Origin of the sequence: Nocardia sp. NPDC050799 (assembly GCF_040654015.1) — a bacterium.
Classification (GTDB): Bacteria; Actinomycetota; Actinomycetes; order Mycobacteriales; family Mycobacteriaceae; genus Nocardia.
Genome location: NZ_JBFAHF010000098.1, coordinates 1 through 2,332, shown reverse-complemented (window position 1 = coordinate 2,332; position 2,332 = coordinate 1). Strand labels below are relative to the sequence as shown.

At 68.6% G+C, this 2,332-nt stretch carries 1 protein-coding gene; it reads left to right on the top strand.

Annotation, left to right across the window (positions count from 1 at the left end; all coding sequences use genetic code 11):
* Positions 1 to 212: 212 nt before the first annotated feature.
* Positions 213 to 2,332, top strand: a 2,120-nt coding sequence (locus AB0H42_RS35570; protein WP_357064249.1) for a bifunctional FO biosynthesis protein CofGH, incomplete at its 3' end; no start/stop codon positions are given.

Below are 2,332 nucleotides of genomic sequence, written 5' to 3'. Positions count from 1 at the left end.
GTGGTCGGGGCCCGCCCCCGATTCTGGACCGACGGAGCGAAGGAGCGCAGCGACTGAGCGGAGGAGGGAAGAATCGGGGTCACAGGGCCCCGACCCGCGGCGCCGGAGGCGCCGCCATGAACACAGCCCCGACCTGCACGGAATAGCCCGAGTTGAACCGGGGTTGTGAAAGCTCAATGACCTGGGAGGAGACAGTTCCGGATGTGTGCCGCATGATCGAGGGCGTGACCGAACTACCCGAACCGACCGTCCCGACCCCCGTGCCGCCCCCGTCCGCCATGCGCCGGGCGCTGCGCCGGGCACGTGACGGGGTCACACTGAACGTCGACGAGGCCACGGTTCTGCTGCACGCGCGCGGCGACGACCTCGCCGACCTGTGCCGCAGTGCCGCCCGGGTACGCGACGCCGGGCTGGCCTCGGCCGGACGGCCCGCCACCATCACCTATTCGCGCAATGTCTTCATTCCGCTGACCCATCTGTGCCGCGATACCTGCCACTACTGCACCTTCGTGACGGTGCCGGGCAAGTTGCGGGCACAGGGTCGCGGGATGTTCCTGGAACCCGACGAGGTGCTCGATATCGCGCGCCGGGGCGCCGAACTGGGCTGTAAGGAAGCGCTGTTCACCCTCGGCGACCGGCCCGAGGCCCGCTGGCCCGAGGCCGCGCAGTGGCTGGACGAACGCGGCTACGATTCCACCCTCGACTATCTGCGCGCGGTATCGATCCTGGTGCTCGAGGAGACCGGGCTGCTGCCGCATCTCAACCCCGGCGTCATGTCGTGGGAGGAGATCTCGCGGCTGAAACCGGTGGCGCAGTCGATGGGCATGATGCTCGAGACCACCGCGACCCGGCTGTTCACCGAGAAGGGCAACTGCCATTACGGCAGCCCCGACAAGGACCCCGCGGTACGGCTGCGCGCCATCACCGACGCGGGCCGGCTCTCGGTGCCCTACACCACCGGTGTCCTGGTGGGTATCGGCGAGAACATGGCCGAACGGGCCGATACGATCGCCGCGATCCGCAAACAGCACAGGGCGTTCGGTCATATCCAGGAAGTGATCGTGCAGAACTTCCGCGCCAAGGACGACACCGCCATGCGGCATGCGCCCGACGCGGACTTCACGGAGTTCCTGGCCACCGTCGCGGTGACCCGCCTGCTGCTCGGACCCGATGTCTCGGTGCAGGCGCCGCCGAACCTGGTGTCCGGGGCGGAATGCCGGGCCCTGCTGGAAGCCGGGATCGATGACTGGGGCGGCGTCTCACCGGTCACCCCCGATCATGTGAATCCCGAGCGGCCCTGGCCCAACCTGGACACGCTGGCCGAGATCACCGCGGCCGCCGGTTTCGAACTGGTGGAACGCACGTCGGCGCATCCGAAATATGTGCGGGCGGGCAACCCGTGGATCGATCCGCGGATCGGCGCGCATGTCGCGGCCCTGACCGACGCCGAGACCGGTCTGGCGAAGGCCGGCGCGCTCCCGGTGGGTCTGCCCTGGCAGGAACCCGACGAGTCCTGGGAGTCGGCGGGTCGTACCGATCTGAACACCGAGATCGATACCACCGGGCGCAATACCGATACCCGCAGCGATATCGACAACGCGTTCGGCGACTGGGACACCATCCGCGAACAGGTCCGCGACCTCGCCGCCGCGCCCCAGCGGCTGGACGCCGACGTACTGGACGCGCTGCGTGCCGCGGAACGGGATCCGGCCGGCCTCACCGATGCCCAGTACCTGGCGCTGGCCACCGCCGACGGACCCGATCTGGAAGCCGTCGCGGGTCTCGCGGACCAGTTGCGCCGCGATGTCTGCGGCGACGATGTCACCTACGTGGTGAACCGCAATATCAACTTCACCAATATCTGCTACACGGGCTGCCGGTTCTGCGCGTTCGCCCAGCGCAAGGGTGATGCCGACGCCTTCACCCTCAGCACCGGCGAGGTCGCCGACCGGGCCTGGGAAGCCTACGTCGACGGCGCGACCGAGGTCTGCATGCAGGGCGGTATCGACCCCGACCTGCCCGTCACCGGCTACGCCGACCTGGTGCGCGCGGTGAAGGCACGGGTGCCGTCCATGCATGTCCACGCCTTCAGCCCGATGGAGATCGTCAACGGGGCCTCTCGCGGTGGTGAAAGTGTCCGCGATTGGCTGATCGCGCTGCGTGAAGCCGGCCTGGGCACCATCCCCGGTACGGCCGCCGAGATCCTCGACGACGAGGTCCGCTGGGTGCTCACGAAGGGCAAATTGCCCGCCTCCGCCTGGATCGATGTGGTCACCACCGCCCACCAGGTCGGCATCCGGTCGAGCTCGACCATGATGTACGGGCATGTCGA